We start from the raw sequence: 8438 nt of genomic DNA, 5'->3' as shown, positions 1-8438 counted from the left end.
CGCCACCCGCTCCTGCAGGCCACCCTCACTCCCGCCGACACCGACCAGGCCATCCTCACCGGCCGGCTCTCCCTGCACACCCACCCCTGGCTCGCCGACCACGTCGTGCACGCCACGGTCGTGGTGCCCGGCACGGCATTCGTCGAGCTGGCCGTGCGGGCCGGGGACGAGGTGGGCCTCGACGCGGTCGAGGAACTCGTCCTGGAGGCGCCGCTGACCCTGCCGGCGCGCGGGGCGGTCGAGATCCAGGTCGTGGTGGCGGCACCGGACGGGACGGGGAAGCGCACGTTCGGCGTGTACGCCCGGCCCGCCATCGACGGGGACACCCCCGCGGACTGGACCCGCCACGCCACCGGCCTGCTGGCATCCGCCGGCCTGCCGGCAGCCGACGGACGGCCGGCGGACGGCCGGCCATGGCCGCTGGAGCAGCCGGAGCGGGCGGTGTTCGACACGCTGGCGCCGACGGCCTGGCCCCCCGCGGACGCCACCGCCGTCGACCCGGACGACGTGTACGCGCAGCTCACCGCGGCCGGGCTGGCCTACGGCCCGCTCTTTCGCGGCACGAGCGCGGTGTGGCGGCGCGCGGGCGAGGTCTTCGCCGAGGTCGAGCTGCCGGAAGGGGTACGCGGGGACGCCGGGCGCTTCGGCATCCACCCCGCGCTGCTCGACGCCGCCCTGCACGCCGCCGTCCTGACCGCGCCCGAGGGCGGGCGCGCCACCGCGGGCGGCGCGTCCGAGGGCCGGGTGCCCTTCGCCTGGTCGGGGGTACGGCTGCACTCCGCCGGCGCGGCCGCGCTGCGGCTGCGGATCGCCGGTGACGGCGACAGCGTGGCCGTGCACGCGGCCGACAGCACCGGCGCGCCGGTTGTCTCCGTCCGTTCGCTGCTGTCCCGGCCGGTCAGCGCCGCGCAGGTCGGCGCGGCGCGACGCGAGGCCCACCGGGACTCGCTGTTCGCCGTCGACTGGGCCGTCATCGGCCTGCCGGCCACCGCCGACCTGCCTGCCATCACCGACCGCTACCAGGTGCTCGGCAGTGATGATCACCAGCTGCTGACCACGCTGCGCGCGGCCGGGGTGGACGCCCGGGCCGCCACGGACCTCGCCGGGCTGGGCACGACCGAGCCCGAACTCGTCCTCGCCCCCGTGACCACGTCCGACGCGGCCGCTACCAGCACAGCCGCTACCAGCACAGCCGCTACCGACGCGGCAGCGTCCGGCACAGCCACTTCTGGCGCGGTCGCGTCCGGCACGGCCACTTCCGACGCGGCCACTTCCGACGCGGCTGCGTCCGGTTCTCGTGGGACGGCGGCAGCGGCGCACGCTGTCACCCACCGTGTGCTCGAGCTGGTGCAGGGGTGGCTGGCCGAGCCGCGCGACCCGGGGTCGAAGCTGGTGCTGGTGACCTGCGGCGCCGTGCCGGCCGGCGGGCAGATCCCCGATCCCGCCGTAGCGGCCGGCTGGGGGCTGGTCCGCTCGGCGCAGTCCGAGCACCCGGGCCGGTTCGTCCTGCTCGACCTCGACCCGCTGGACAGCGTCCTGCTCGACGCGGACCCGCCGGAGATCGACCTGCCGGCCGTGCTCGCCACGGCGCTGGCGACCGACGAGCCGCAGCTCGCCGTCCGCGGCGGCACGCTCACTGTCCCCCGCCTGGTCCGGGCCCCGGCCCCACCGGCACAGCCGGCGGTGGAAGCGTCGGCGGAGGCAGCGCTCGACCCGGACGGGACCGTGCTGATCACGGGTGGTACCGGGGCGCTGGGCGGGCTGCTGGCCCGCCACCTGGTGGCCCGGCACGGCGTGCGCCACCTGCTGCTCACCAGCCGCCGCGGCCTCGCCGCCGCAGGCGCGGAGCAGCTGCGCGACGATCTCACCGCCCTCGGCGCGTCGGTGACGGTCGCCGCCGTCGACGTCACCGACCGGGAGGCGCTGGCCGGCCTGCTCGCCGCGATCCCCGCCGGGCGCCCGCTGACCGCGGTCGTGCACGCCAGCGGCGTCATCGACGACGGTGTCGTCACCGCGCTCACCGCGGACCGTCTCGATGCCGTGCTGGCGCCCAAGGCGGACGCCGCCTGGCACCTGCACGAGCTGACCCGCGGTGCCGGCCTGGCCGCGTTCGTGCTGTTCTCGTCGGCCGCCGGCATCCTCGGCAGCCCCGGCCAGGGCAACTACGCGGCGGCCAACGCCTTCCTCGACGCGCTGGCCGGCTACCGCCGCGGGCACGGCCTGCCGGCGACGTCGCTGGCCTGGGGGCTGTGGGCCGGCGCCAGCGGGATCACCGGCGAGCTCACCGACGCCGACCGCGAGCGCATCGCCCGCGCCGGCCTGCGCCCGCTGTCCGCGCGGGACGGGCTCGACCTCTTCGACGCCGCCCTCGGCGCCCGCCCCACCGCCACCGCCACCACCGCGGGCACAGGCAGCGGTCCGGACGCGACTGTTCCCGGCACCGCTACCCGCGGGAAAGCCAGCACCATCGGGAACGCCGACGCAGATGCGGGTACCGGCACCATCGGTAACGCCGACAGCGCCGGGGACGCCGACACGGGCGAAACGGGCGAAAAAGCCAGCGTGGGCGGGACCGGCGGTGTGGAGCGGGCGCTGCTCGCACCCGTCCACCTTGATCTGGCTGTGCTGCGCGGCCGGGCCGCCGAGCACGGGGTGCCGGCGCTGCTGCGCGGCCTGGTCCGGCCGGCCCGGCGGGCGGCCCGCTCCGCCGGACCGGCGGCCGCCGGATCACCGCTGGTGGCGCGGCTGGCCGCACTGTCCCCGGACGAGCGGGCCGCGCACCTGCTCGACCTGGTGCGCGGCGAGGTCGCGGCGGCCCTCGGGCACGCCGACGCGCGCGCGGTCGCGGCCACCAGGCCGTTCACCGACCTGGGGCTGGACTCCCTGACCGCCGTCGATCTGCGCAACCGGCTGGGCACGGCGACCGGGCTGCGGCTGCCGACCACCCTCACCTTCGACCAGCCGAACCCCACCGCCGTCGCCGCCTTCCTGCTCACGCTGCTGACCGAGACCGAGACCGGGCTGGCCGGGACGGCGCCGGCCGATGCCACGGCGTCCCGCGCCGGACGGCCGGGCGGCCAGGTCGTCGACGACGACCCGATCGCGATCGTCGGCATGGCCTGCCGCTTCCCCGGCGGGGTCGCCTCGCCGGAGGACCTGTGGCGGCTCGTCGCCGCCGGCACCGACGCGATCACCGAGTTCCCGGGCGACCGCGGCTGGGATCTCGAGGCGCTCCACGACCCGGACCCGGACCACGCCGGCACGTCCTACACCCGCCACGGCGGTTTCCTGCTCGACGCCGGCGACTTCGACACCGACTTCTTCGAGATCGCGCCCCGCGAGGCGCTGGCGACCGACCCGCAGCAGCGCCTGCTGCTGGAGACCACCTGGGAGCTGTTCGAGCGGGCCGGGATCGACCCGGCGACGCTGCGCGGCAGCCGCACCGGCGTGTTCGCCGGGGTGATGTACCACGACTACGCCCCCAGGCTGGACGAGGCGCCGTCGTCGTTGGAGGGCTTCCTCGGCACCGGCAGCGCCGGCAGCGTCGCCTCCGGCCGGATCTCCTACACGTTCGGCTTCGAGGGGCCGGCGGTCACCATCGACACGGCCTGCTCGTCGTCGCTGGTCGCCCTGCACCTGGCCGCCCAGTCGCTGCGTTCCGGCGAGAGCGAGCTGGCGGTCGCCGGCGGGGTGACGGTGATGGCCTCCCCCGGCGCCTGGGTGGAGCTGTCCCGGCAGCGCGCGCTGTCACCGGACGGCCGCAGCAAGGCGTTCGCGGCGGCGGCGGACGGCGTGGGCTGGGCCGAGGGCATCGGGCTCGTCCTGCTCGAACGGCTCTCGGACGCCCGCCGCGCCGGCCATCCGGTGCTGGCGCTCGTGCGGGGGTCGGCGGTCAACCAGGACGGCGCGTCCAACGGGCTGACCGCGCCCAACGGGCCGTCCCAGCAGCGTGTCATCCGCACCGCGCTCGCCGCCGCCGGGCTCGCTCCGGCCGATGTCGACGCCGTCGAGGCGCACGGCACCGGCACCCGTCTCGGCGACCCCATCGAGGCCCAGGCCATCATCGCCACCTACGGCCAGCACCGGGAGGCCGGCCGGCCCGTCTACCTCGGCTCGCTGAAGTCCAACATCGGCCACACCCAGGCGGCGGCCGGCGTCGCCGGCATCATCAAGATGGTCCAGGCCATCGAGCACGGCGTCCTGCCCAGGACCCTGCACGTGGACGAGCCGTCACCGTACGTGGACTGGGCCGACGGGGACATCGAGCTGCTCACCGAGGCCCGGCCCTGGCCCGAGACGGGCGCGCCCCGCCGGGCGGGGATCTCCTCCTTCGGTGTCAGCGGCACCAACGCCCACGCGATCATCGAGCAGGCCCCGGCCGACGACCGTCCGCTGGCGCCGTCCCGCCCGGCCGCCGGCGGCGAACCGGTGACCGACGGCAAGCCGGTCGCGTGGACGCTGTCGGCGAAAACCCCGCAGGCCCTGCGGGCGCAGGCCACCCAGCTGGCGGCCTGGCTGCGCGCGGACGAACCGCCGGCCGGCGGCGAACCTGTGACCAACGGCGGGGCCGAGGTGGACGGCGGCGGGGCCGGGGCGGGCGTCGCGGCGGTCGCGGCGGTCGCGGCTGCGCTGCACACCACCCGTGCGACGTTCAGCGAACGCGCGGTCGTCGTCGCCGACGACCGGGACGGCTTCCTGGCCTCCCTCGACGCGCTGGCCCGCGGCGACCTGCCGGTGAACGCGGCCCGGGGCACCGCCACGGCGGACCGCCGGATCGTGTTCGTCTTCCCCGGCCAGGGCTCCCAGTGGCCGGGAATGGCGGCGGCCCTGCTGGACACCTCCCCGGTGTTCGCCGCGGCGATCGCGGACTGCGCGCGGGCGCTGCGCCCGTACATCGACTGGGACCTGCTCGACGTGCTGCGCGGGGCGCCGGACGCGCCCACGCTGGAGCGGTTCGACGTGATCCAGCCCACGCTGTGGGCGATCCTCGTCGCGCTCGCGGCGCTATGGCGCGCGCACGGTGTGCACCCGCACGCCGTCGTCGGCCACAGCCAGGGGGAGATCGCCGCCGCCTATGTGGCCGGCGCCCTGTCCCTGGACGACGCCGCCCGGCTGATCTCCCTGCGCAGCCAGGCCGCCATCGCGCTGGCCGGGCGCGGCTGCCTGGCCTCGATCGCGCTGACCGCGGACGACCTCGAGCCGCGCCTGGCCCGCTGGGGGGACGGCCGGCTGTCGATCGCCGCCATCAACAGCCCCGGGTCGCTGGTGGTCGCCGGTGACACCGACGCCGTGACGGAACTGGTCGCGGAGCTGGAGGCCGAAGGCGTGCGCGCCCGGGTCCTCCCGGCCACCTACGCCTCGCACTCGGCGCACGTCGACAGCCTGCGCGAGGTGCTGCTGGCGGACCTCGCGTCGATCACACCGCGGGCGGGGACGATCCCGCTGATCTCCACGGTCACCGGTGAGCCGGTCGACACCAGCACCCTCGACGCCGAGTACTGGTTCGCGAACCTGCGTCGGACGGTCCGCTTCGAGCAGGCCACCCGTACCCTGCTCGAGCGCGGCCATGACACGTTCATCGAGATCAGCCCGCATCCGGTGCTCAACTTCAGTCTGCAGGAGATCGCCGGGGTGACCGGCGCCACCGGCACCGTGGTCGCCGGGACGCTGCGCCGCGACCAGGGCGGGCTGGACCGTTTCCTGCTGTCCGCCGCCGAGCTGTACGTCCAGGGAGTGCCGGTCGACTGGGCGGTGACGTCCGGCAGCCCGCACCCGCGGGTCACCCTGCCGACCTACGCCTTCCAGCACCGGCGCTACTGGCTGGACGTCGGACGCTCGTTCGCCGGGGAGGTCTCCGCCACCCGGCCGACGCAGATCGGCGGCCTCGCCGCCGCCGACCCGGCCGCCGCCTCGGTCTCGGCCGCCGACGGGCTCCTGCTGCGGCTGGCCGGCCTCGGCGAGGCCGAACGGGACGAGGCGCTGCTGACGGTCGTCCAGTCGGAGATCGCGACGGTGCTCGGGCACGCCGACGCCGACGAGGTCCTGTCCACCCGGACGTTCCAGGAGCTGGGGTTCAGCTCCCTGACCGCGGTCGACCTGCGTAACCGGCTGGGCGCCGCGACCGGGCTGGAGCTGCCGGCCACGCTCGTCTTCGACCATCCCACCCCCGAGGCCGTCGCCGCCTACCTGCGCGCCGAACTGGCCATCGACACCCCGGCGGCGGTGCCGGCGACGGCGGTGGACGCGGTCGACCAGCTGGAGGCCGTCCTCGCCGCCGGCGCCGCCACCGAGGCGGACCGGCAGGCCGCGATCACCCGCCTGCGCCGCCTGCTCGACCAGTGGGGCACCGGCCCCGCCGGTCCCACCGGCTCGTCCGACAACGAGCTGGACCTCGACTCCGCCAGCGACGAGGAACTGTTCGCCCTCATGGATCAGGAGCACGCCTGACGATGTCCAACGACGACAAGCTCCGCGAATACCTCAAGCGCGCGCTCGCGGACTCCCGGGCCGCCCACCGGCGGCTGCGGGAGATCGAGGAGAGCCGGCGGGAACCGATCGCGATCGTCGGCGCCGCCTGCCGCTACCCCGGCGGGGTCAACTCGCCGGCGGACCTGTGGCAACTCGCCGCCGCCGGCGGTGACGCGATCAGCGGTTTCCCGGACGACCGCGGCTGGGACACCGACGCGCTCTACCATCCCGACCCGGACCATCCCGGCACCACCTACACCCGCCAGGGCGGGTTCATCGCCGGCGCCGGTGACTTCGACGCGGCGTTCTTCGGGATCTCCCCGCGGGAGGCCGCCGCGACCGACCCGCAGCAGCGCCTGCTGCTGGAGAACGCCTGGGAGCTGCTGGAGAACGCCGGGATCGACCCGACGTCGCTGCGCGGCAGCCGCACCGGCGTGTTCGCCGGTGTCGCCGGGCGCGACTACGCCGCCGGCTTCCACGAGGTCCCCGACGAGCTGGAGGGCTATCTGGTCACCGGCGCGCTCGGCAGCGTCGCCTCCGGCCGGATCTCCTACACGTTCGGTTTCGAGGGGCCGGCGGTCACCATCGACACGGCCTGCTCGTCGTCGCTGGTCGCCCTGCACCTGGCCGCCCAGTCGCTGCGCTCCGGCGAGAGCGACCTGGCGATCGCCGGCGGGGTCGCCGTCATGACGTCGCCGCTGGGCTTCGTGGACTTCGCCCGGCAGCGCGGGCTCGCCCCCGACGGCCGCTGCAAGGCGTTCGCGGCGGCGGCGGACGGCACCGGCTGGTCGGAGGGTGTCGGCCTGCTGCTGCTCGAGCGGCTCTCGGACGCCCAGCGCGCCGGCCGCAGCATCCTCGCCGTCGTCCGCGCCTCCGCCGTCAACCAGGACGGCGCCTCCAACGGCCTGACCGCCCCCAACGGGCCGTCCCAGCAGCGTGTCATCCGCGCCGCCCTCGCCGCCGCCGGCCTGACCCCCGCCGACGTCGACGCCGTCGAGGCCCACGGCACCGGCACCCGCCTCGGCGACCCCATCGAAGCCCAGGCCCTCATCGCCACCTACGGGCAGAACCGCCCCGCCGACCGGCCGCTCTACATCGGCTCGCTGAAGTCCAACATCGGGCACGCCCAGGCCGCCGCCGGCGTCGCCGGCATCATCAAGACGGTCCACGCCCTCCAGCACGGCGTCCTGCCGAAAACCCTGCACGTGGACGAGCCATCACCGTACGTAAAGTGGTCGGCGGGTGCGGTGGAGCTGCTCACCGAGGCCCGCCCCTGGCCCGATGTCGACCGGCCCCGCCGGGCCGCCGTCTCCGCCTTTGGCGTCAGCGGCACCAACGCCCACATCATCATCGAACAGGCCCCCACCGACCAGCCCGCCCCAGCGGACGCCGCGGCGGACAGCTCCCCGGCCACCCCGGCGGATGCCGGGACGGACAGCCCGGCGGACCGGACGGACGTGCGGGCAGCTGCCCGGGTCGACGCGGACGCGCCCGCCACGGGCACACCCGCCACCGAGGCGGGCGCGGAGCCGGGGAGCGCGGGGACGCCCGCCGGCGAACCGGCTGGCAGCCCACTGCCGTTCCTGATCTCCGCGCGCTCACCCAGAGCCCTCCAGGAGCAGGCCGCCCGGCTGGCCGCGCACGTCAGCGGTGACAGCACACTGCGGCCGGTGGACGTCGCCTACTCACTGGCCACCACCCGGGCGACGCTGTCCCACCGCGCCGTCGTCATCGCCGGGGACCGGGACGACCTGCTCGCGGGCCTGGACGCGGTCGCGACCGAGCGGCAGACGCCCCGGACCGTCGTGGGCACCGGCACCCCTGGCAAGATCGCGTTCCTGTTCACCGGGCAGGGCGCCCAGCGCCCCGGCGCCGGCCGCGAGCTCTACGACACCTACCCCGTCTTCCGCGCCGCCTTCGACGAGGTCACCACCGCCCTCGACACCGCCCTCGCCACCTACACCGACCAG

2 protein-coding genes are annotated in these 8438 nt (G+C 76.1%); both read left to right on the top strand.

Annotated features, from left to right (window positions below):
- A partial coding sequence (locus AC5LSR_RS21890; protein ID WP_493468927.1) for a type I polyketide synthase occupies positions 1 to 6447 on the top strand: 6447 nt, incomplete at its 5' end.
- A 2-nt stretch (positions 6448 to 6449) separates the two neighbouring features.
- Positions 6450 to 8438 (top strand): type I polyketide synthase (locus tag AC5LSR_RS21885; protein WP_250286980.1); only part of this gene is annotated, 1989 nt, incomplete at its 3' end.

It is taken from the genome of Protofrankia sp. CiP1_Cm_nod4, assembly GCF_982290645.1.
This window is presented reverse-complemented; position numbering and strand designations above follow the sequence as displayed.